19 protein-coding genes are annotated in these 21,430 nt (G+C 50.7%); 9 read left to right on the top strand and 10 right to left on the bottom strand.

What is annotated here, in order from left to right; translation table 11 throughout:
* The first annotated feature begins 39 nt into the window (after positions 1-39).
* Positions 40-1,050, top strand: coding sequence for an ABC transporter substrate-binding protein (locus JSQ97_RS06355; protein ID WP_205075291.1), 1,011 nt, complete (start codon positions 40-42; stop codon positions 1,048-1,050).
* A gap of 177 nt (positions 1,051-1,227) precedes the next feature.
* Here the strand turns inward: JSQ97_RS06355 and aar are convergent, their stop codons facing one another.
* The 4 genes from aar to JSQ97_RS06335 form a co-directional block, all read right to left on the bottom strand.
* Positions 1,228-2,394, bottom strand: a complete 1,167-nt coding sequence (gene aar, locus JSQ97_RS06350; RefSeq protein WP_205075290.1) for a bifunctional L-alanine/L-glutamate racemase — start codon at positions 2,392-2,394, stop codon at positions 1,228-1,230.
* A 55-nt stretch (positions 2,395-2,449) separates the two neighbouring features.
* Positions 2,450-3,292, bottom strand: coding sequence for a carbohydrate ABC transporter permease (locus JSQ97_RS06345; RefSeq protein WP_205075289.1), 843 nt, complete (start codon positions 3,290-3,292; stop codon positions 2,450-2,452).
* A complete protein-coding gene (locus tag JSQ97_RS06340) occupies positions 3,289-4,170 on the bottom strand; it encodes a carbohydrate ABC transporter permease (RefSeq protein ID WP_205075288.1) in 882 nt (293 codons plus the stop codon). The genes JSQ97_RS06345 and JSQ97_RS06340 overlap by 4 nt, the downstream gene beginning before the upstream one ends.
* 81 nt (positions 4,171-4,251) lie before the next feature.
* Positions 4,252-5,517 carry an ABC transporter substrate-binding protein gene (locus JSQ97_RS06335; RefSeq protein ID WP_205075287.1) on the bottom strand — a complete coding sequence of 422 codons (1,266 nt, stop codon included), beginning with the start codon at positions 5,515-5,517 and terminating at the stop codon, positions 4,252-4,254.
* A gap of 230 nt (positions 5,518-5,747) precedes the next feature.
* On the opposite strand from JSQ97_RS06335, the gene JSQ97_RS06330 reads away from it, so the two are divergent.
* Positions 5,748-6,431: a D-lyxose/D-mannose family sugar isomerase gene (locus JSQ97_RS06330; protein ID WP_205075286.1), complete on the top strand. Its 684-nt coding sequence runs from the start codon at positions 5,748-5,750 to the stop codon at positions 6,429-6,431.
* 32 nt (positions 6,432-6,463) lie between these two features.
* On the opposite strand, the gene JSQ97_RS06325 is transcribed toward JSQ97_RS06330, so the two are convergent.
* The 3 genes from JSQ97_RS06325 to JSQ97_RS06315 all read right to left on the bottom strand — a co-directional run bounded on the left by JSQ97_RS06325 (position 6,464) and on the right by JSQ97_RS06315 (position 9,841).
* Positions 6,464-8,077, bottom strand: coding sequence for an NAD(P)/FAD-dependent oxidoreductase (locus tag JSQ97_RS06325; protein WP_205075285.1), 1,614 nt, complete (start codon positions 8,075-8,077; stop codon positions 6,464-6,466).
* Entirely contained in the window at positions 8,074-8,961 is an 888-nt protein-coding gene (locus JSQ97_RS06320; RefSeq protein WP_205075284.1) for a M15 family metallopeptidase, read from the bottom strand. The genes JSQ97_RS06325 and JSQ97_RS06320 overlap by 4 nt, the downstream gene beginning before the upstream one ends.
* Positions 8,962-9,292: 331 nt before the next feature.
* On the bottom strand, positions 9,293-9,841 hold the full coding sequence (locus tag JSQ97_RS06315; RefSeq protein WP_205075283.1) for a histidine phosphatase family protein: 549 nt from the start codon (positions 9,839-9,841) through the stop codon (positions 9,293-9,295).
* 86 nt (positions 9,842-9,927) lie between these two features.
* Here JSQ97_RS06315 and gdhA point away from each other — a divergent pair, with 86 nt between their 5' ends.
* The gene (gdhA, locus tag JSQ97_RS06310; protein ID WP_205075282.1) at positions 9,928-11,274 is read left to right on the top strand and encodes an NADP-specific glutamate dehydrogenase; all 1,347 of its coding nucleotides are present in this window, start codon (positions 9,928-9,930) and stop codon (positions 11,272-11,274) included.
* Positions 11,275-11,309: 35 nt separating this feature from the next.
* Positions 11,310-11,780 carry a ribonuclease HI gene (gene rnhA / locus JSQ97_RS06305; RefSeq protein WP_205075281.1) on the top strand — a complete coding sequence of 157 codons (471 nt, stop codon included), beginning with the start codon at positions 11,310-11,312 and terminating at the stop codon, positions 11,778-11,780.
* Positions 11,781-11,962: 182 nt separating this feature from the next.
* Here rnhA and JSQ97_RS06300 read toward each other — a convergent pair whose 3' ends face one another.
* Both JSQ97_RS06300 and JSQ97_RS06295 read right to left on the bottom strand, forming a co-directional pair.
* Positions 11,963-12,769, bottom strand: a complete 807-nt coding sequence (locus tag JSQ97_RS06300) for a hypothetical protein (protein WP_205075280.1) — start codon at positions 12,767-12,769, stop codon at positions 11,963-11,965.
* A gap of 124 nt (positions 12,770-12,893) precedes the next feature.
* Complete coding sequence (locus JSQ97_RS06295) at positions 12,894-14,690, bottom strand: RelA/SpoT family protein (protein WP_205075279.1); 1,797 nt, start codon at positions 14,688-14,690, stop codon at positions 12,894-12,896.
* Between the two features lie 121 nt (positions 14,691-14,811).
* Here JSQ97_RS06295 and JSQ97_RS06290 point away from each other — a divergent pair, with 121 nt between their 5' ends.
* On the top strand, positions 14,812-15,699 hold the full coding sequence (locus JSQ97_RS06290) for a DUF4349 domain-containing protein (RefSeq protein ID WP_205075278.1): 888 nt from the start codon (positions 14,812-14,814) through the stop codon (positions 15,697-15,699).
* A gap of 141 nt (positions 15,700-15,840) precedes the next feature.
* On the opposite strand, the gene ybaK is transcribed toward JSQ97_RS06290, so the two are convergent.
* Complete coding sequence (gene ybaK / locus JSQ97_RS06285) at positions 15,841-16,323, bottom strand: Cys-tRNA(Pro) deacylase (protein WP_205075277.1); 483 nt, start codon at positions 16,321-16,323, stop codon at positions 15,841-15,843.
* 81 nt (positions 16,324-16,404) lie between these two features.
* Between ybaK and JSQ97_RS06280 the strand changes: the two genes are divergently transcribed.
* From JSQ97_RS06280 to JSQ97_RS06265, 4 genes are all read left to right on the top strand, one after another.
* The gene (locus JSQ97_RS06280) at positions 16,405-17,319 is read left to right on the top strand and encodes a DUF4097 family beta strand repeat-containing protein (protein WP_205075276.1); all 915 of its coding nucleotides are present in this window, start codon (positions 16,405-16,407) and stop codon (positions 17,317-17,319) included.
* A gap of 226 nt (positions 17,320-17,545) precedes the next feature.
* Entirely contained in the window at positions 17,546-18,970 is a 1,425-nt protein-coding gene (locus JSQ97_RS06275; RefSeq protein ID WP_205075275.1) for a lyase family protein, read from the top strand.
* A 401-nt stretch (positions 18,971-19,371) separates the two neighbouring features.
* A complete protein-coding gene (locus JSQ97_RS06270) occupies positions 19,372-20,706 on the top strand; it encodes an acetate kinase (protein WP_187384292.1) in 1,335 nt (444 codons plus the stop codon).
* Between the two features lie 151 nt (positions 20,707-20,857).
* Positions 20,858-21,406 carry a C39 family peptidase gene (locus JSQ97_RS06265; RefSeq protein WP_239447004.1) on the top strand — a complete coding sequence of 183 codons (549 nt, stop codon included), beginning with the start codon at positions 20,858-20,860 and terminating at the stop codon, positions 21,404-21,406.
* The last annotated feature ends 24 nt before the right edge of the window (positions 21,407-21,430 follow it).

The raw sequence follows: 21,430 nt of genomic DNA, 5'->3' as shown, positions 1-21,430 counted from the left end.
AATTGATATTTCCTGCAAAAGCTTTTATAGGAGTTTTGTATGAAAAAATTATGTGCGGCTTTTACGGCGGCGTTATTTACGGCGGGCCTTGTGTCGGCGATGGGAGGGCAGGATGCGCCTGCTTCGGGCAAAACGTATAAGATCGGGATCGCAAAAATCGTGCAGCATCAAGCGCTCGACGACATCGAGCGGGGTATTATGGACGTGATCAACGAATCGGGCATCAAAGCAAACTACGATTTACAAAATGCAAACGGAGACGTAAACACGGCCGCCCAAATCGCATCGCGCTATCGCGACGAGCGAGTCGATGTTGCCGTCGGTATTGCAACCCCCGTTGCCGTCGCGCTTGCGAACACGATCAAAGACGTGCCGGTCGTATTCGGAACGATCACCGATCCGGTGGGTGCGGGGCTCGTATCGACAACGGCTCACGGAGAACGCAACGTAACGGGTATGAGCGACGCGATTCCGACCGATCAGCATATCAAATTATTTAAAGAGGTGGCGGGTATCAAAACGCTCGGCTACATCTATACGAGCAACGAAGCGAATTCGGCAAGCGCGCTCAACCTTGTTAAAAAAGGATGCGCCGAACAGGGGCTTGTACTTGTAACGCAGGCGATCACGAATTCGTCGGAAGTAAAGCAGGCGGCCGAAACGCTTGTAAAGCGCGTCGACGGTCTCTACCTTTCAACCGATAACACGGTGTTCAGTGCACTTCCCGCCGTCGTAAACGTTTTTGCCAAAGCGAAAAAACCGATCTTTTCAGGCGACGTGACGGGAGCGAAAAACGGCGGTATCTTTATGGCAAGCGGTTTTAATTATTATAAAGCCGGGCGCGCAACGGGTGAAATGGTCGTAGAGATTTTACGCGGCGCAAAACCTGCCGATATGCCGATCCGATTTATGACCGATCCGAGCGACAGCGATCTGCTCATCGACGTCGATGCGGCTGCCGCATGCGGTATTGCGATTCCGAAAAAATATGCGGACAGCGCAAATTATATTTATCAAAACGGAAAATTGACGGAAGTTATCCAAGAATGAACGGCGAGGTTCGAAAAGAGATACAAGTGTGCGGCGGCGAGGCTCCGGCAGCGTGACGTTTCGAGCGTTAGACTTACGAAAGTCTGCTCCAAAAGCTCGACCGCGGCTAAGCGGACGGGGCATCGCCGTAAGCAGCGCTTTATTTAAAAATACTTTCGAAACTCGACATTCAGACCATTACGATTTCATCGCCGCGATCGCCGCATCGAGATCGGAGATGAGACTGTCCGCCGTTTCAAGTCCGATGTGCAGCCGTATCAGCGAAATCCTGTCATCGGGAATAACATCGTTCGGATACCGGGAAACGGCTGCCGGGACGACGAGGCTTTCATAACCGCCCCAGCTTACCGCGCGTTTAAACATCTTCAGAGCATCGGTGAATTTTCGTATCTCATCGAGCTTGCGCGTTTTGAATCTGAACGAAAAAAGACCGGCGCCTCCTCTCATCTGTTTCATTGCAAGATCGTATTGCGGATACGAAGGCAAAAACGGATACAACACGTCTTCGACTTCGCTTCTGCTCTGTAAATACGCCGCAACTTTCTTTGCATTTTCAAAATGCACCGGCATACGGATATGCAGCGTCCGCAGTCCCCTCAAAACGAGCCATGCCATAAAGGGATCGGGAACGGTGCCGTGCAGCTGGAATTCGCTTTCAAAAATCTTTTTGACGTCTTCGTCGGAACCGACTATGACGCCTGCGACGACGTCGCTGTTTCCGCCCATATATTTCGTTACGGAATGCACGGTAAGGTCGATGCCGCAATCGATCGGGTTTTGAAAAATCGGCGTGCACCATGTATTGTCGATGACGGTTTTGATACCGTGCTTTTTGGCAATTTGTGCGACGGCGGAAAGATTCTGCAATTTGAATGTGAATGTCGTCGGGCTTTCAAGATAAAACAGTTTCGTATTCGGTTTTACGGCGCGTTCGAAATCTTCCGGATCGGTACCGTCAACATACGTCGTTTCGATGCCGAAGCGGGCCAAATACGTCGTAAATAAATATTTCGCCCACGAATAACTGTCCCGCACTGCGACGACATGATCGCCCGTTTTCAAAAACGCCATGACGGCTGCGGAGATCGCTGCGACTCCCGACGAAACGAGCTTTGCCCGTTCTCCGTGTTCAAGCGCGGCAATCTTTTTTTCGAGCAGGTTGACCGTCGGATTATTTCCGCGCGAATAAATAAAGTGCGACGGTTCGTCCGCAAGCGCACCCTTAAAATCGTCGAAGGATTTGAAACAGAATATCGATGTTTGAAAAATCGGCGGGCTTACCGCGTTGAGCGGGAGTGCATCTTCTCCCATGTGATGAAGGATCTCGGTGATATCCTTTTCCATAATCATGCCTCCAAATTATCGGGAACTTCCAAAAACTTCAGTTTTCAGATATGCCCTATTCTTTTACGCTGCCTTCGGTCAAGCCTGCGACGATGTACTTTTGCGTAAAGGCAAAGATGATCATCGTGGGAAGAAGAGCGATCACGATCCCCGCACTGAGTATATCCCATGAAACGCCCGCTTTCGAAATAAACGAATTGAGCGCGACGGGAATCGTCATTTTTGTTTCCGACGATAAAAACATCACCGCCAAAAACAGTTCGTTCCAAATATTAACAAAAGAGAAAGAAAAAATTGCAGCGAGACCGGGAAACATGACCGGCACGATGACGTAAAATATCGCTTGAAGCGTGTTACACCCGTCGATCAGCGCGGCTTCTTCCAACGCCGTCGGAATATTGTCAAAAAAGCTCTTTGCCATAATCGTGCTGAATGCAACCGACGTTGCGGTATAAAGTACGCCCATCGTTACCAGATTATCCGTAAGGTGCATCTTCGCCATCATCGTGTACAGCGGCATCATGATGATAAAATTGGGGATCATCTGCGTAAAGTAAAACGCGAGAACGATCCTGTTTCGTTCGCGCGGACGTTTGTAGCGCGACAGGGCAAAGCCGCTGAACATACTTATCATAAGCGCGGCAAAAGCCGCTCCGACAGACAGTACGACGCTGTTAAAAAAATAATTGCCGAAATTGCTAAAGCTGAAAAGTTTTTTATAGCTTTCAAAAGTGATACGGCTCGGAAAATATTTTATCGGATTGGAATAAATTTCTCTCGGGCCTTTAAGAGATGTGACGATGATCCAATACAACGGCGCTATTGCGACGATGAGAAAAAGAGCCAGTGCAAAGATGCGAAATGCGGATCTGAATTCCACGACACCGTTTTTTTTCATTTGTCCGCTCCTTTGTTTACGATTTTCAAATATACTATCGCGTAGAGCAATAATATGAATATTATCATTACACCGACGGCGGAACCCTGACCGTAGTTGTAACTTTTTTGAATTTTGTTGATCATTTGCGTGGCTAAAATATTCGTGCTGTTTGCCGGACCTCCTCCCGTCATCGCATAGATGATGTCGGGAAAATTCATGATCCACATGGTACGCAGAAGCGTCGTACTGATGATGGTCGGTAAAATATAGGGGATCGTTATACCGAACATGCGCACAAAGGGACCTGCACCGTCAAGTTCGGCGGATTCATACAGTTCTTTCGGAATGGATTGCAGTGCGGCAAGCAGCATGATTGCAAAAAACGGTACGCCGTACCACACGTTCGCTATGACGACGGAGAAAATCGCGATCTTTTGATTCGAAAGAAATCCGATCGGAGATTCTATAAGTCCGATCCGCAGCAGTATATCGTTTGCAAGCCCGAACTGACCGTTAAAAATCCAAGCCCATACCAAACCGATCGCAAAGCCCGACAGCGTCCATGAATAAAAGACGAGACCGCTGTAAAGACCGCGCAACGGGAACGGTTTTTGTAGCAAAAGTGCGAGCGTAAATCCCAGAATGAATTGAAGAATCAATGAAACGAAAATCCATATTAAGGTGTTTGATAAAATTTGAAAAAACGGGAAATCGGCATCCTTAATTATCGCTAAAAAATTATCGAAACCGTTAAATCTGACTTTTGATAAATCAAAAAGCGTATAATGCTGAAACGCAATAAAACCGCCGCGTAAAACCGGCCAGTACATAAACAGCGTCAAAATAATAAAAACAGGCAGCACCATAAGCCTGTAGACGCGGTTGTGGTATTTCATTGTAATCCTCTTAGATATCATTGACGGGGAGGGAGCCGGCGATCCCGGAACCCCCTCCTGTTTGTCTCTTAATAATTATTATTATTTCCAGTAGTCTGTACTTTTTTGAATGAGATCCTCTGCCGAAATGTTTCCGAGCAATGCCGACTGCATATATTGCTCGTGTGCCTGCGGCCAGCCCGGCCATTTTTCATCGTCGAGCGGAAACTTGACGAGAAGATATTTATCCGGAGAGCTGAACTGTGTGTCCCACGCCTTGTAAACGCCCGTAGAAAAATACGGATCGTCTTTAAATGTTGAAATGTGTGTCGGCAGCGGACCGTATTTTTTGCACAGTTCGGCATTCACTTTCGCTGAAGACATATACGAGATGAATTCCCATGCGAGTTCTTTGTTCTTCGAATACGACGGGATCGAAAGCGATGCATAGCCGTAATCGATCGGGGCTTTGCCGCTCTTGCCGACAGTGAGCGGAATGACGGTGTACTTGTCGCGTCCGAGCTGTGTGTCGAGCAAACCGACCGTATCCGGATCCTGAATGAGGAAAGGCGTTATACCGGAAACGAAGGAGTTGACCTGTTCGTTGAACGCCCAGTTGATTCCGTCGGAAGGAACGCTTGATTTGAACATGGCGATATAATCTTCCAATGCGGAAAGTGCGCTCGGTTCCGCGAATGAGAATTTGCCGTCGAGCGTTTTGTATACATTGTTCGGATCGATGTTGTCGACATCGGCGAGGATGAGCAGATCGGAAATTTTGAATTCGTTCGCTTTACCTCTGAAATCGAAACCGAATTGATTTTTTGCAGGGTCGGTGATTTTACGGCACAGCGCATAGAGTTCTTCGTTTGTCTTCGGATAATCCGCTTCCGTAATGCCGTTTGCCGCAAGGATATCGGTACGGACAAAAAGCGCTTTGACATACAAAAACTGCGGCAGAATGTAGGCCGTATTGTCCGTCGTCCGTGCACACGCCATCGTGATAGGAAGCAAATCTTTGCCTTCATCCCATTTCGCAATCATGTCTTCGAGATTCGTTAATTTTCCGTTATTGACATATTGCCGCACATCGTAATCGCGCACTTCGATGATATCGAGCGGGTCTTCGTTTGTGAGCATCAGCGAAGCCCTGTTTTGTGCCTGATCATACGGCGGAGAGATAAGGTTGATCGTGACGTTCGGATGCTGTTGCTCGAAATCGGCAATTATCTGTTTGATAATCGCGGTGCGATCGGGAGCGGTCATCGTTTCCAAAAAATTCAGCGTCGTTTTTTGCTCTTTTTTTGCACATGAAAAGAATGCAAATAACGATGTGCAAAAAAGGATGCACGTTAGCAGTTTTTTCATTCAAAGCCTCCAGATTGATGAATGAGAATTGTTCCAATTATAAGTCCGATATTTGAAATTTGTCAACAGATTTATACGGTTACGGAATGATGGCATATTTTCAGACAGTGTGCTATACTGGAGTCCCGCTTATTGAAAAGTTTAAACGAAAGGTCGGAACTGTGCATTCCGTTTGTCAGTGAATTTGCGAAGCGGATTTTTTTACTCCCCGACTTTCAAGGAGGCCTGTCGTGAAGCGCTCAAAAATCAACAGCGTGATCAAAGAGATGGAAAAGTTGATTTCCGATAACGGATTTCATCTGCCGCCGTTTTGTCATTGGACGCCGAATGAATGGAAGGACAAGGGGCACGAGTACGACGAAATCCGCGACAATATGCTCGGCTGGGATATCACCGATTTCGGTCTTAACAATTTCGATAAAATCGGATTCGGATTGATTACGCTGCGCAATGGCAATCAGCACGATCCGAAATATAAAAAGGTTTATGCGGAAAAACTGTTGTTTCTCAGGGACGATATGAAAGCGCCGATGCATTTTCACTGGTACAAATCGGAAGATATCATCAATCGAGGCGGCGGCACCTTGCTCATCGAATTGTACAACGACGACGGAAACGGAGGGCTTGCAGATACGGACGTTCTCGTGAATTCCGACGGGCGCTCCTATTATGTAAAAGCGGGTTCGAAAGTGGAACTCAAAAACGGCGAAAGCATTACGATTTGGCCGCATCAATATCACGCGTTTCATGTCGTGCCGAACAGCGGCAGCGTGCTGATCGGCGAAGTGTCGCAGTGCAACGACGATACGACCGACAACCGCTTTTACGAAGCGATCGGGCGATTCCCGAAGATCGAAGAGGATGAAGCGCCGTACCGCCTCTTGTGCAACGAATATCCTCCTGCACTCGATTGACAAAAGCCGCCGAGCGTTCGTTCGGCCTTGCCTTAAACTATATGCGCGGAAAGGCGTTGTGCGATGATGGCCGCCGCGCGCTCTCCGTCCATAGCCGACGATACGATGCCGCCCGAATAGCCCGAACCCTCGCCTGCCGGGTAGAGGCGCGCGATCGAAACGCATTCGCCGGTTTCCTTATCCCGCAGTATGCGAACGGGTGTCGACGTACGCGTTTCGACGGCGACCAGGAGCGCGTCGGGCGAGATAAAGCCGCGCATCGTTTTATTAAAATCGGCAAACGCTTTTTCGAGCCTCGCTTCGATGTGCGGAGGAAGCCATTCGTCAAGTCTGCTTGAGACGACGCCGGGCGTAAAACTCGTCGGAGGAAGCGTGTCGCTTTTGCGGTGCGAAAGAAAATCTTCCATGCGCTGAGCGGGAGCCGCTTGTCCTTCTCCGTGCAGCTTCGCTTCGCGTTCGAGATGCGCTCTCCAATATAAGCCCGCAAGGGCAGGGCAGGTGCCCGCTTTTTTAATAAATTCTTCGGGAATGTCTTCCGGCCGCGTTTCGACGACAATCGCCGCATTCGACCACTTCGAATTGCGTGCGCTTGTCGACATGCCGTTTACGACGATTTCGTCATCGCTTGTCGCAGACGGCACGACAAAGCCTCCGGGGCACATGCAAAAAGAATAGACGCCGCGCCCCGACACTTGCGTCGTGAGGCGGTATTCCGCCGAGTGAAAATCTTTTCCGTGAAATTGAATCGCATCGATGAGCTCTCGAGGATGTTCGACGCGAACGCCCGCCGCAAAAGTTTTCGCTTCGAGCGCTTCCTGAGCGTATTGCGCGACGAGTTCATATATGTCGTTCGCCGAGTGTCCCGATGCGAGCAGCACCGCGTCCGCTTCTATCGTGTGCCGTTCTCCCGTTTTCGTGTCTTGTACGGCGATCCCCGTGATGCGTTTTTTGCCGCCTTCCGTTTCCGTGAGAAAATCCACGCACTTCGTGCAGCAGTGAAATTCGCCGCCGAGCGAAATGATTTTTTCACGCACCGCCTTTACGATTTTCGGAAGCTTGTCCGTGCCGATGTGCGGATGCGCGTCGGTGAGGATCGATTCGGACGCACCGAAAAATTTGAACACGGAAAGAATGCGGCCGACGTTTCCGCGTTTTGTACTTCTCGTGTAAAGCTTTCCGTCGCTGAACGCGCCGGCGCCTCCTTCTCCGAAACAGTAATTGCTGTCGCCGTCGACGGAGCCCTGCGTGCCGATCTTCGCTATCGTCTTTTTGCGATCGTCCGTTTTTTCGCCCCGCTCGACGATTATCGGCGTGATGCCGTCTTCAAGCAGGCGGAGCGCGCCGAACAATCCTGCGGGGCCGGAGCCGACGATGACGACGCGCTTCGATCCGTCGGCAAACTTCCATACCGGGAGCGAGCTTGCAGAGCGCTCGTCGGGAGTTTCTCCGATATACGCTTTGCAGACGAGGCAGATACGTATACGGCCGTGCCGTGCATCGATCGAGCGCTTTACGACTGCGAGTCGTATGTCTTCGGTTCGGACACGGATGTTTTTTTTCGCAAGCGCTTCCGCCGCTTTGCTTTTTAATACATTTTCATCGTGTTCGTCTTCGCTTCGGACGATGAGCGTGATTGCCTCGATCATAAAGATTTCCACGCGTCGATGAATTCGAGCATAAACTGCTGGATGTCGCCGAAGTATTTTTTTTGAAACGCGCATGCGGTTTTTCCGATGTAGCGGAAGTGCCAGCTTTCCCAGCGATAGCCGGTTATGTCTTCATAGCCGTCGGGAAAACTCAAACTCCAGCCGTAGCTTTCGGCGTGATCGCGCATCCACGCACCCGCACGGGTATTTGCAAAAGTATTGTCGATGGAACCGAAGTCGATGACGAGACCGGTCTGGTGCTGGCTCGTACCCGCCCGCGAACTTTCGCGTTCGGCTTCTGCAAGTCCGTCGATCTGTACCCACCGCTCGAACACTTTTTTTTGATATTCATAGGATCGGTATGTAGAGCTTACGAGTAGGGTAACGCCGTCGTTCCGCGCCGCGCGTCCCATAACGACGAGGGCTTCGTAAGCTTCGGGTCTCAGCGACAGATCGTTTCGAATAACGTTGAACGCATCGTTTTTGACGAGCGGAATGAGGCGGGCGGGCGCGTAGCCGTCCGGAAGCGGGTGCGTTTTGTCGACGAGGGTCAAAAGCGAAAGATCGTCTTTCGGGTTTTGCGTGTCTTCTTTGAGCACGGCTTTTAAATCCGCAATAAACTCTCCGTAATCGTTTATGATTATCGTCTCGCGCGCACGAGCGCTCATGTTCGAAATGACGGAGCGAACGCGGGTCTCGTCTTGTTCCCGCCGCACTTCTTCCGCCGTTTTCCGCACGGCAGACGCTTCCGGAGCTTTTGTCAAAAATGCCGTTTCCGTTCCGGCGGCTTTAGCGCTTCTTTTTCGTCCGAATACAAAAAACAGCAAAGCGAGTGCTGCCGTACACAGCAGTGCCGAAGTCAATAGTATCGTTTGTTTTTTCATCGTATATCCTCATGTATAATTCAATAATTATTAATTCGGCACGGGAGATGTGCGGCAGGGATCGGAGGGGCGGAAGTTCCGAAGGAATGGAGCCGAAGGCGGAACATTTAAACGGAACGCTGAAATGGCGCGTCCCGTTTAATGTTGAGTTTTCCTTCGAAAACTCACTCATATACCTATGCGCTCGCGCACCCATGAATTGCACAGCTCCTAAATCTGAAGATTTAGTCGTTGTGCAATTATAAAGAACCCGAAAAGCCCGATTTTTGCGACGCAGGCGCAAAAAGCTGCCCGAAACAATATCCGTACGATACAACCCGCATGCGTTTTATCATTTGAACTCATATATCTGCAAGCCGCAGTTTTCAAAGCGACAATCCGTGAATTCTTCGATGGTTTCGTAATCTTGAAAGTACGTGCTTATAAGGGACGAAACCATGCCGTGGCACACAAAGAGCAGATTATCGGGCGCATAGCGTGCGCGGGCATCTTCGATCGCTCCGTAAACGCGGTGCGCGGCATAGAGCAGCGATTCGCCTCCGGGAAAACGTTTATACGGATTCGCTTTTATCGCGAGGAATTCCGCGCCCCTTGTACTCGTGTGTTCGAATGCGCCGAAATTGATTTCGTGCAGGCGTTCTTCGACGACGGCTTCGATGCCGAGCGCTTTTTCGATGTAGGATGCGGTTTTGCGCGCGCGCCCCAAAGGCGAGACGAGTATGTGTTTGATGCGGTAATCGTTTTGCCGGTCGGCGAGGCGGGAAGCGAGAGAAGCTGCCTGCTCTAAACCTTTTTCCGCGAGCGGAATTTCTGCAAGCCCCGAGATGATGTGTTTCGCATTCCATTCGGTTTCGCCGTGGCGGGTAACATAGAGAGTCATACCACATACTACCCAAAAACGGCGATTTGCGCTACTATAATTTATTCGGCTTCAATAAACTCGGCCGGATAAGAAGGTACAAGAAAATGAAAAATGCATACGTCAAACGGATTTGGGAAGACGTTCAGCTGAAAAATGCGGATCAGAGCGAATTCCTCCAAGCGGTTCAGGAAGTTTTGACAACGATCGAACCCGCCGTCGCAAAGATGCAAAAAGAACTTGAGCGCAATGCTGTCCTCGAGCGTTTCGTAGAGCCGGAACGCACCGTTATGTTCCGCGTGCCGTGGACGGACGATAAGGGCGTACCTCACATCAACCGCGGATACCGCGTGCAATTCAACAGCGCGATCGGCCCGTACAAGGGAGGCCTGCGCTTCAGTCCCGAAGTGAATCTTTCGGTTTTGAAATTTTTAGGTTTCGAGCAGACGCTCAAAAACAGTTTGACGACGCTCCCGATGGGCGGCGGAAAAGGCGGCAGCGATTTCGATCCGCACGGAAAATCGGACGCGGAAGTGATGCGCTTTTGCCAATCTTTCGTAACGGAGTTGTACCGCCACATCGGACCCGACACCGACGTGCCTGCAGGCGATAAGGGTGTGGGTGCGCGCGAAGTCGCGTTTATGTTCGGGCAGTATAAGCGCATTACGAATACGTTTTCCGGCGTGCTTACCGGTAAGGGACTCGACTTCGGCGGTTCTCTCATCCGCACGGAAGCGACGGGCTACGGGCTCATTTACTTTGCGGAGTGCATGCTGAAAAAAGTCGGCGAGGATTTTGCCGGAAAAATATGTTCGGTTTCCGGGGACGGAAACGTCGCACAGTACGCCGTAGAAAAATTGATCCAGCTCGGCGCAAAACCGGTGACGCTCAGCGATCACACGGGATTCATATTCGATGCACAGGGCATTACGCAAAAAAAACTCGATTACGTAAAAAAATTCCGTGCCGCGCATAAAGGTATTTCCGAATACGTAAAAAAATTCCCCGAAGCGAAGTTTACCGCAAATGCGAAGCCGTGGTCGGTAAAAGTCGATTGCGCATTTCCGTGCGCGACGCAAAACGAACTTGCCGGGAAAGATGCCGATATGCTTATCAAAAACGGCGTCCGGCTCGTTGCCGAAGGTGCGAATATGCCGAGCACGCTCGAAGCGACGGTGAAGTTCCAAAACGCAGGCGTACTCTTTGCACCCGGCAAAGCTTCGAATGCCGGCGGCGTTTCCGTTTCCGGTCTTGAGATGAGCCAAAACAGCGGACATCTTTCGTGGTCGGCTGAAGAAGTCGATACGAAGCTGAAGCGGATCATGACGAACATTCACGACAACGCATACGATACGGCGAAAGAGTTCGGCGTAAAAGGCGATTACGTTGCCGGTGCGAATATCGCGGGATTCGTCAAAGTCGCCCGTGCGATGATCGCGCAGGGACTGGTGTAAGCGCGCCGTAAAAAGCGATTTGCTGTGGATTTGCCATGACCGAACCTTTTGAAAACGAAGCGCTCGTCGTCTACACGGACGGCGGCTGCAGCGGAAATCCCGGACCCGGCGGCTGGGGCTGCGTCATCATCGACGGGGAAAAAAAACAAACGCTGAGCGGCGGAGAAAAATCGACGACGAACAACCGCATGGAACTCACTGCGGCTATCGAAGCGCTCTCCGCCGTCGTGCAAAATCCTCAGTACGGCGGGCGGGCGGTGCATATTTTTTGCGACAGTCAATACGTCAAAAACGGTATCACATCGTGGATCCGCTCGTGGAAAAAAAACGGCTGGCGCACTGCGGCGAAAAAACCCGTCTTAAACCGCGATCTTTGGGAAAAGCTCGATGCCCTTTCCGCTTCGCGCGACATCTCATGGTCGTGGGTAAAAGGACACGCGGGAATCAAATACAACGAACTGTGCGACGAGCTGTGCCAAAAAGAAATCCGCCGGCGAAAAGACTGATCTCCGACTGTATTTGTTGATTAATAATTATTAATTTAAGGGCGTTCCGGCAGCAAGCTGCCGTCCCGTCCTTCGGGGTTCCGGCTTTCGCCTCCATTCCTCCGCTTTGCGTCGGAATACGGGCTCGTGCCCGTCCCCCTACGGCCGGTAACGCTCGAAAAGCGCCCGCTTTTTCGCCCCGCTCAATAGTCGTCGCGTGCCGGTTTTTCGCCCGTGCTTTGGACGCGCTGCATATACGGTGCAATCGCAGTTTCTATGTTTTCTTCGGCGAGTGCGTTCATCATCTGCGAAGTCATCGCTTTCGTAAAATAAAACCTGAGCGTCAACGATGCCGAAATCTTCGAACGGCCGGCATTGTACTGTTCGTTTTCAGCCGACGGCACGGAAAGCAAAAAATAGGGAGAGCCGTCTTTGAATTCATAGCCGAACTGCACTTTCGACCGTGCGCGGTTTCCGATCATCGTGGCAAAGGATCCCCACTGCAGCGAAACGGAATGCTCTCCGTATTCTTTCGTATGCGATCCTTTTCTATTGAGCCGTTTGTTTTCAAAATCGTCGAGATATCGATCGACGGCTTCGCGAAACAGAGCGCGCCCCGATTTAGTCAGCAGCACGTGATACATGCCGCCGCGATACCATGCGGCAAATCCCGAAAGCCCCGTTTCAATATTGTAAATGCACAGAGCGTCTTCCTCTTTCAGCGTGCCGAACGCAGTCTTTTGGAATACGCGCGTCATATCGATTTCGATGTCCTGCTGTCCGCCGGTAAAAAAATTGACAAAAGCGTTTCCTTTGTTCTTTTGTACAGCACTGCCGGCCGCATCGGGATCGGCTTTCGAAGTTTTTATCTGCGTTCCGGGAGTCTGCTGCGTATACGCGTCGTTTTGCGATTGATGTTGCGCAGATTCGACCGACTTGCACGAAACGCATGCGAGCGCACCGACCAGTACGAACGGCAATGCGATGGTATAGGATTGTATTTTTTTCATAAGAACCTCATTGGAATTGGCATTTCCGTAGCTATAGCATAAAAAGCGCGTTGTGTATACTGCGCTTCCGTCGCTCTTGCCGCCGATTGTCGTCGGTACCTCGCGATTGCACCGTGCATATCGATTATTTTTTTTCCACATCCCAGTCGATTTCGATGGAGCGGTGTTCGATGTCCTGAATGCGCCGGTAGGTGAGACAGTCGGCGCGGTGCACGGTGATGCCCCTGTTCCGCGAAATATAACCTACGATCGCATCGGGGTATTTCGGTTTACAGCACTGCGCGAAGGTAACGAAAAAATTCGTCGAACTTCCGATGCGTATTTTGCCCGTTCCCTGTACCGTATCGGTGCGTGCTCCCGTTCCCTTTTTATGCCGCCTCGTTTCCTGAATTTCTCGGGCAGCTTGAGCGTTTGCGGTCTGCGCCGTTTCCGCTTTCGCTTTGTCGGCAAAGGTCGGATCGTGTGCGGTGAGCCACGCGTGTATCTTTTGCCGCGCTTTTGCGGTTTTTACCGCCGCGAGCTGAGAAGCCGTCGGGTGCGCCTGTGGGTTCGTGAGGATTTCGATGATCTGTGTATTTTGCAGCGGCTCGACGAGCGGGATGATTTTTCCGTCCGCTTTTGCGCCGACGATTTTTTCACCGATAGCGGAGTGAATGCGGTATGCGAAGTCGATCGCGTTCGAGCCTGCCGGGAGCTGTACGACTTGCCCCTTCGGCGTAAACACGTAGATTTCATCGCCGAGCAGATCGCTTTTCAGCGCGCTGAAAAAGTTTTCGTCTGAAACGTGACCGTCGCGCAGCTCGCGCAGTTCGTTGAATATGCCGAGATGTTCGATGTCGACAAAGTCGCGGCTCTTTCCTTTTTTATATAGCCAGTGACTTGCGATACCGTGTTCGGCCGCTTCGTCCATCGCTTTTGTGCGTATCTGTATTTCGAGCGGTTTCCCGTCACACATGACGGTCGTATGCAGCGACCGGTAGCCGTTCGCCTTCGGCATGGCAATATAATCTTTAAAGCGCCCGTCGAGCGGCTTCCAGAGATTGTGCACGATGCCGACGATCGTATAGCATTCCGGGTTTTCGTCGCAGATGATGCGGAGCGCAAGCAGATCATAAAGCTTGTCGGGCGACACGTTGCGTTTTCGCATTTTTTGATAAATCGAATAAAAATGTTTTGCGCGGCTCGTGATAGCGATGCGGATGCCCGCCTTTTGTGCAGCCGAACGGATCTGCTCTACGGCTTTTTCGAGGTAGGCGTTCCGCTCGTCTTTTTTTTGCGCAACGATCGCTTTGATCTGCAAAAACACATCGGGATTCGTGTACTTTAAACTTAAATCTTCGAATTCGTTTTTTTCTTCCTGCATGCCGAGCCTGTCCGCAAGCGGCGCCCAAATGTCGATTATCTCTGCGGCAAGTGTGCGCTGTGTCGCTTCGGGAAGCGTATCGATGCAGCGTATCTGATCGAGTTTGTCGGCGATTTTAATAAGGATGATGCGCACGTCGTCGACCATCGCAAAAAGCATTTTGCGAACGGCTTCCGCCTGCTGTATCGTCGAATGTCCGACCGGCATATGCATGATCTTCGTTGTGCCGTCGATGAGGCGGGAAGCGCTTTCGTCGAACGCTTTACGTATGTCGTCTTTCGTGACGCCGAAATCGTATATCGTGTGGAGCAAAGCTGCGCATATCGATTCGGAATCCATTTTGTTTTGCGCGAGGATGTATGCGATGCGGAGCGGATGCAGGCAATACGGAGAGCCGTCGGATCGGTTTTTGCCGCGCGATTTTTCACAGAGGAGATTCCATGCCGCTTCGATTTTTCGTTTGTCTTCGTCCGAATAAAAATCGAAGGCATCGAAAAATTCGCCGAGCAGTGCGGCGGTATCGCGTATATCGGCTTTGACGGTGACGGTTCTGCTCATCGATTCATCGTATCAAATCGCCGGTCTTCACGCAAGCATAGTGCTGCAAAAGTCGATACATTTCGCACGGCCTGTATCGTATCGGCATTTCGGTTGTTAGTAAAATATACCGGAGGTATTGATGAAACGGATACGATCGATAATTTTATTAATAATTTTTACTGCGGCGGGTGTTTTGACCGGATGCGGCGCGCACAAAAACTTTGCCGCAATGAAATACACAGCCGACAGTGCGCCTATGAGAGCGGGCGGCGTCTATGCGGCCGAAGAAAAATCCGCCGGCACTCTTTCCGATGCCGCGCCGCCTCTGCCCGAAAACCGCAAGCTCATCCGTACGGGGAATATCCGTTTTGAAGTTTCGAGCCTTGCCGAAACGAAGGCGGCGGCGGAAGCATGGGCGAAACGCTTCGGCGGTTATGTTTCGGATTTTTCGGAAGACGGCCGCTCGCTCGGCATGACGGTGCACATCCCCTCTTCCGCTTTTGACGATGCGATGTCGTCGTCCGGCGCTATCGGCAAAATCGTTTCGAAATCCGCGGACAGCGTCGACGTTACCGACCGCTTTTACGATTTGGATTCGCGTTTGGCAACGCGCCGCGTTTTACTCGAACGCTTGCAATCGTATCTTCGGGAAGCGAAAAATATGAAAGACATGCTCGAAATCGAAACGAAAATAAACGATGTCACGGTAGAACTGGAGCAGATGCAGGGGCAGTTCAATCGCCTGTCCAAGCAGATCGATTATTCGGAAATCTATATCGAAGCGCACCTGCCGTACAACCACGCGGAAGACAGAGGATTTATTTTTCCCGATTTGAAATCTGCGTTTATCGAATTCTGTGAAACCGTCGTTGGATTTTTTGCAAACTTTATATTCGTCGTTTTGTACATAATCATTTTCGGCATACCGATCGTGTGCGTCGCATTTTTGCTGTATTGGATTTGCTTCGGCAAAATCGGCGTGCTTCGAAAACTGTTTGCAAAGATACGCGCCGGCAAAAAAAAATAAGGCGAAGTCTTTAATCGCGGAAGACGGAGTGCAAATCGCCGTCAGATACGATACCGAACAAAGTCATTAAAAAGCGGCATTGCGGAAGGTATCGACTTCAAAAAATGCCGCAGCGGTGCGCGGGAGAGTACGAGTCCTGTTTTATAAGACCAAATCGCATACGACGGCATCGCAGGCTTTTATCAAATCTTCCGGTTTGATGATGATCTGCTCTCCGCGCATTCCGGCGCTGATGTAGATTTTTTCACAATCGAGCGCGCACCTGTCTATAAATGTGCGGTACTTTCGCTTCATGCCGAGCGGCGAACAGCCGCCTCGCACATAGCCGGTCAACTGCAAAAGTTCGTCTGGTTTTACCGGCTCGATTTCTTTCGCGCCTGCGGCCGCCCGCGCTTTTTTCAAATTGATTTCGCGCATCGCGCTTTCGCAAAACACGCACAGTTCTTTCGTTTCCGTACGCATGACGATCGTTTTAAATACGAGCTTGGGATCGACACCGATTTTTTTTGCGAGCGCTTCCGCCGCTCCTCGACCGAGTTCGTGTTCTCCGTCATCGTCGTACGAAGCCGTTTCATACGGAATGTGCGCGCTTTCAAGGATGCGCATTGCATTTGTCTTTTTCATACATTTACACTACAATAATATCGAATGTCAGCGCACGGGGCAACCGCATCGAAAATATAAACTAAGAAAACAGGAAGCTGTATGGATCACAATGCAAAGACGGCGATCGCGATAATTGCGACGCTCGTCCTCGCCGTGGGCGCGGAAATACTGCTGATCAGCCGTTCGTCCGGCGCCAAAGCGGAAAAACCGGCAAAAAGCGGCAAAGAAAAAGCGAAAACCGAAACGGTATTTTTCCAATCGGACAGGATATCCGAAATCAAAGCGGACCTGTCTTCGTGCGATTTGAAATTTTGTCAATGGGACGAAGGGCGCATCGAACTTGCGATCACATCAGACCGCACGCAAAACGACAGACCCTATGCGCTCCTCAAAGACAACGCCGTCGTCATCGCCGAAGACAGGCAAAACCCCTCTTCTCTCGACAACACTTCAATCGATATAAAAGTGCCGCGTACGATGCCGGTAGAAATTAATAATTTTTTCGTTTCGGTCAAAACGACGAGCGGAGCCGTCAGCGTAAGCGGCTTTACATGCGGCGTATTCGACGTAAAGACTTCGGGCGGTAAAATCGTGTTCGATGCGTGCTCGTTTACGGCGCTTTCGCTCGCAAGTGAAACGGGCATGATCGTGTGCGGCAAAACCGATGCGCACAATGCACATATAGCGGCGGAAAAAGGTCACATACGCTATAGCGGTTCGTGCGATTATATCGACGCGGCATCGCAAAAAGGCGGGATCAATTTCAACGCGGAAACGATGGTGAAAGAAGCGTCGTTCGAATGCGAAAGCGGTTCGGTAAACATAGCGCTGCCGGAAAACGACGGCTACCTGCTCGAATACGCAGCTGTTGCCGGCAAAGTCAAAGACGCATTTACGAATACGGAGGCGAAAGGCAGCGGCTCCGCACGATATAAAAACGAAGAAGCATTGCTCAAAGTAAAAACCGAAAGCGGCAATATCAATATAACACGCTCCCCGTCTTCCGCCCGCTGATAAAGCGCACACGGGGCGTTGCGGGGTGTCCCTGCTGGAAGGGGCAGCGGACGACCGCATGAACGGAGCAGGCGTAAAAGACGGTTTTTCGCTTGCGGAGTGATGCGGGCGGGAACGAGGGGGAGACTTCCCCCTTTGTCATTTTAATAAATTTTATTAAAATAAATTCGAAGTGTCCGCGCGGAAGCGCATTGCAAATTTTTCGCTTTTCCTGCATACTTCACTTATGGAAACCCGTTCCGTTTTTGAAAATATTTCGCCGGTGGATCACCGTTATTCGATTTCCGAAAAAGACGTATACGATAAACTCGCGCGCTGCATTTCCGAAGAGGCGGCGGTGCGCTCGTGCGCGAAAGCCGAAGCAGCTCTCGTAAAAGCGCATTTCGCGGTAAGAGGCGCGCTCACGTCTGAAATCGAGCAGGCGATCGATGCGGCGGCAAATAGCGTCGATCCCGAAGAAGTGTACGCCGAAGAAGAAAAGACGCAGCATAATATCCGCGCGCTCGTCAATGTAATGAAGCGGACGGTTCCGAGTGAAATCGCGCCCTTCGTTCATTTGGGTGCGACGAGCGTCGACATACTCGATACTGCGCTTGCACTTCGCATGCGAGACGTTATGCAAAACGTCACCGTGCCGGAACTGAAAGCGCTCGAAAGGGCGCTCTGCGATATCGCGCTGCGCGATGCCGAAACGCCGCAAGTCGGACGCACGCACGGACAGCACGCCGTTCCGATCACCTTCGGTTGGACGATTGCGGAATTCGTTTCGAGGCTCGGAAAATCGATTATTAAAATCGAAGAGCTTGCAAAGCAGCTGAAGGGAAAACTCGCAGGCCCCGTCGGAGCGTACAACGGGCTTTCGATGATCGTCAAAGACCCTGAAGATTTGGAGCGGCGCTATCTCGCCTTTCTCGGTCTCGAAGCGAGCGAATATTCGAACCAGCTCGTCGAACCGGAATACCTTTTACGCCTGCTGCTCGAATGTAATACCGCCTTCGGCATCATCGCAAACCTCGCCGACGATTTGCGCAATCTCCAGCGTTCGGAGATCGGAGAAGTGTTCGAGTATTTCAGTTCGACGCAAGTCGGTTCGAGTACGATGCCGCAAAAGCGCAATCCGTGGAACAGCGAGCACGTAAAGTCTTTGTGGAAAGCGATGTGTCCCCGCGTCATCACGTTTTACATGGATCAGATTTCGGAACATCAGCGCGATTTGACGAACAGCGCGAGCCAGCGGTTTATCGCCGATTACGTCGCAGGCTTTACGATGGCGGTGAGCCGCATGAAAAAAGTCGTGTCCGGTTTGCAGGCGGACACGGAAGCGATGGCGAAAACGCTTGAAAATGCGGGTGGCAGAGTAAGGGGCGGCGTACTTGCGGAACCGGCGTATATTTTGCTCGGAGAAGCGGGAGTGAACGACGGTCATGAAATCGTCAGAAAGATTACGCTCGAATGTGAAAAGACTGGAGAGCCGTTTTTTGCCGTGCTGAAGCGCCACACGGATGCTTTTAATAAAATAACCGAACAGCTGAAAAAGCTCGGAGTCGAAGATGCGGAAACGTTTTTCGAAAACCCTGCGCGCTACTGCGGACTCGCCGCGGAAAAATCGAAGCGCATAGCGGAAAAGTACGCGGCACTGATGAAAGGCTGATGAGTTGAGAGAAAGACAACGCAGTAGGCGCTCCTGTATCCCGCGCGCCATCGGAGGTAGGACTTACGCATGGAAAATGTATACACAGGAAAGAGACGTATAATAAAATAAAAAAGGCGGAACGCGAGGCAGCGGCAATGCCGCCGAGCCGCTCTGACCGATGGCAAGCAAAATTTCGAAGAAATTTTGCGCAGTCCGATTCCGATCACGGTCAGCCGCGGTGAACGGCAGGGCTGCTGCCGGGAGTGTAGCCGATTTTTACGTTACATGTCATTTTTTTACGATTAAAGTTTCTCATGCATAATTCCTGGTACCGGTGCGCGACTGCTGCGGCGATACCTTGCGGAGAACGGCAAATACTTTTATAATATTACACACAATTTTTTATTAAGGAAGCGAGTATGGTTATTCTAACGCTTAACTGCGGTTCATCTTCCGCAAAGTACCAAGTTTACGACTGGGACGATAAATCCGTTTTGTGCACGGGTATCGTAGAACGCGTCGGCCGCCCGGGTTCGGTCATCACGCATTGCGTCGGAGCCGACAAACACAAAATCGAAAGTCCCTGCCCGACACACAAAGAAGCGATCGAACTTATCATGAAAGAAATCACCGACGAAAAAGTCGGCGTCATCAAAGACATGAGCGCTATCGGAGCGGTGGGCCATCGCGTACTCCACGGCGGTGAAAAATTCACAAAGTCCGTCATCATCACGCCGGCCGTGCTCGATACGTTCCGCGAAGTACAGGATTTGGGACCGCTGCACAATCCTGCAAATATCATGGGTATCGAAGCCGCACAAAAAGTGCTGCCGAAGGTTCCGCACTGCGCCGTCATGGATACAGCCTGGCACCAGACGATGCCCGAAGCGTCGTATATGTATGCGATCCCGCACGAATGGTACGAAAAATATCACGCGCGCCGCTACGGCTTCCACGGCACGTCATTTATGTACACGTCGAAACGCGCTGCGGTGCTGCTCGGCAAACAGCCGAAAGACACGAATTTAATAATCTGCCATCTCGGAAACGGTGCATCGGTATGCGCGGTAAAAGGCGGCGTATGTTTCGATACGTCTATGGGCATTACGCCGCTGGAAGGGCTCGTCATGGGCACGAGATGCGGCGATATAGATGCGGCGCTCCCGTTTTACATCATGCGCAAAACCGGCATGAGCGCAGAAGAGATGGATACGGCGCTCAACAAGCAATGCGGCTTGCTCGGCATCACGGACGGAAAATACACGGACGGTCGTGACATCGAAGACGCTGCGGCATCGGGCGACAAACTCGCCGCTCTTTCGATCGAAATGTTTACGTACCGCTTGAAGAAATACATCGGCGCATACAAAGCCGCTCTCGGTCGCGTGGATGCGGTCGTGTTTACGGCGGGTATCGGAGAACACTCACCGATCGTGCGCGGAAAAAGCCTCGAAGGATTGGAAGATTTCGGCATCAAAATCGATGCACAGAAAAACGAATGGTCGAACACCGGAAACGCGGAAACGTGCATCAGCGCCGACGACAGCAAAACGAAAATCTTCGTTATCCCGACGGATGAAGAGCTCGTCATGACCGAAGACGCGTACGCGCTCATGAAGGGCACGTACGACATCCACACGAAGTTTACGTACAGCTTCCAAGATCCGAAATACGTCAACAAAGCGCGCGAAGAACTTTTGCCGAAAGATTTGGCAAAACGCCCGCACCTCGCGGACATCATCGCGCGTCCGTAAGCAAAAAAATGCAAACGGGATGCCGAGCCGCATCCCGTTTTTTAATATGAAGATAAAACCCGCAGTAATAGCAATCATACCTTTTCTTTTTCTAATCATATTTTTATCGATTTTCGGAAGAGCTCTCCCATCTCGCGTAATAATAAAACCGATGCATCATGAAATAAGCCGCAATTTGCCGCTCGATGCCGATCTGCTCTATCGGCAAACATTGAATAATTGCGGCCCGTATTCGGTCATGGCAGTCATCAATATCTTGAAAAACGAAAAAATTTCTCCCGAGCTGCTTGCAAGCGAAATATCGTGGAGAATATATAAAAACCTCACATTCCCGCGCGGCGTCGTAAAATTATTAAATTCGTATGCGATAAAAACGAAAGAATATGTTTTGAAAAACAAGACGGAAAAAGAAAAGATACGTTGGCTTCAACAAACTGTCGACAAAGGTTTTCCGGTAATCGTTTTAATAAAAGTGCATCATATTCAACACTATGTAACGGTTTTGGGATATGATGAAAACGGCTTTATGCTGTATGACTCGCTGCAGGAAAAGAACATCGAAAATCCGCGAAAAACCGTCATCGATAAAAAATGCCGCAGCGGAAATCGATATTATTCGTATGAAGAATTTCTTGACTTATGGGATAGCGGCGGCTACAAACTGTTTTTCAGAAATTGGGCGGCAGTGTGCAGTCTGTGAATGCATCATCTTTGCTTACAAATT

This window comes from Treponema sp. Marseille-Q4523 (assembly GCF_016901105.1).
GTDB lineage: Bacteria > Spirochaetota > Spirochaetia > Treponematales > Treponemataceae > Treponema_D.
This window is presented reverse-complemented; position numbering and strand designations above follow the sequence as displayed.

What these genes read in the sequence shown, in the direction of transcription:
- JSQ97_RS06355 (WP_205075291.1), top strand. Translation starts at nt 40, where the DNA reads ATGAAAAAATTATGTGCGGCTTTTACGGCGGCGTTATTTACGGCGGGC.
- aar (WP_205075290.1), bottom strand. Translation starts at nt 2,394, where the DNA reads ATGGAAAAGGATATCACCGAGATCCTTCATCACATGGGAGAAGATGCA.
- JSQ97_RS06345 (WP_205075289.1), bottom strand. Translation starts at nt 3,292, where the DNA reads ATGAAAAAAAACGGTGTCGTGGAATTCAGATCCGCATTTCGCATCTTT.
- JSQ97_RS06340 (WP_205075288.1), bottom strand. Translation starts at nt 4,170, where the DNA reads ATGAAATACCACAACCGCGTCTACAGGCTTATGGTGCTGCCTGTTTTT.
- JSQ97_RS06335 (WP_205075287.1), bottom strand. Translation starts at nt 5,517, where the DNA reads ATGAAAAAACTGCTAACGTGCATCCTTTTTTGCACATCGTTATTTGCA.
- JSQ97_RS06325 (WP_205075285.1), bottom strand. Translation starts at nt 8,077, where the DNA reads ATGATCGAGGCAATCACGCTCATCGTCCGAAGCGAAGACGAACACGAT.
- JSQ97_RS06320 (WP_205075284.1), bottom strand. Translation starts at nt 8,961, where the DNA reads ATGAAAAAACAAACGATACTATTGACTTCGGCACTGCTGTGTACGGCA.
- JSQ97_RS06315 (WP_205075283.1), bottom strand. Translation starts at nt 9,841, where the DNA reads ATGACTCTCTATGTTACCCGCCACGGCGAAACCGAATGGAATGCGAAA.
- gdhA (WP_205075282.1), top strand. Translation starts at nt 9,928, where the DNA reads ATGAAAAATGCATACGTCAAACGGATTTGGGAAGACGTTCAGCTGAAA.
- rnhA (WP_205075281.1), top strand. Translation starts at nt 11,310, where the DNA reads ATGACCGAACCTTTTGAAAACGAAGCGCTCGTCGTCTACACGGACGGC.
- JSQ97_RS06300 (WP_205075280.1), bottom strand. Translation starts at nt 12,769, where the DNA reads ATGAAAAAAATACAATCCTATACCATCGCATTGCCGTTCGTACTGGTC.
- JSQ97_RS06295 (WP_205075279.1), bottom strand. Translation starts at nt 14,690, where the DNA reads ATGAGCAGAACCGTCACCGTCAAAGCCGATATACGCGATACCGCCGCA.
- JSQ97_RS06290 (WP_205075278.1), top strand. Translation starts at nt 14,812, where the DNA reads ATGAAACGGATACGATCGATAATTTTATTAATAATTTTTACTGCGGCG.
- ybaK (WP_205075277.1), bottom strand. Translation starts at nt 16,323, where the DNA reads ATGAAAAAGACAAATGCAATGCGCATCCTTGAAAGCGCGCACATTCCG.
- JSQ97_RS06280 (WP_205075276.1), top strand. Translation starts at nt 16,405, where the DNA reads ATGGATCACAATGCAAAGACGGCGATCGCGATAATTGCGACGCTCGTC.
- JSQ97_RS06275 (WP_205075275.1), top strand. Translation starts at nt 17,546, where the DNA reads ATGGAAACCCGTTCCGTTTTTGAAAATATTTCGCCGGTGGATCACCGT.
- JSQ97_RS06270 (WP_187384292.1), top strand. Translation starts at nt 19,372, where the DNA reads ATGGTTATTCTAACGCTTAACTGCGGTTCATCTTCCGCAAAGTACCAA.
- JSQ97_RS06265 (WP_239447004.1), top strand. Translation starts at nt 20,858, where the DNA reads ATGCATCATGAAATAAGCCGCAATTTGCCGCTCGATGCCGATCTGCTC.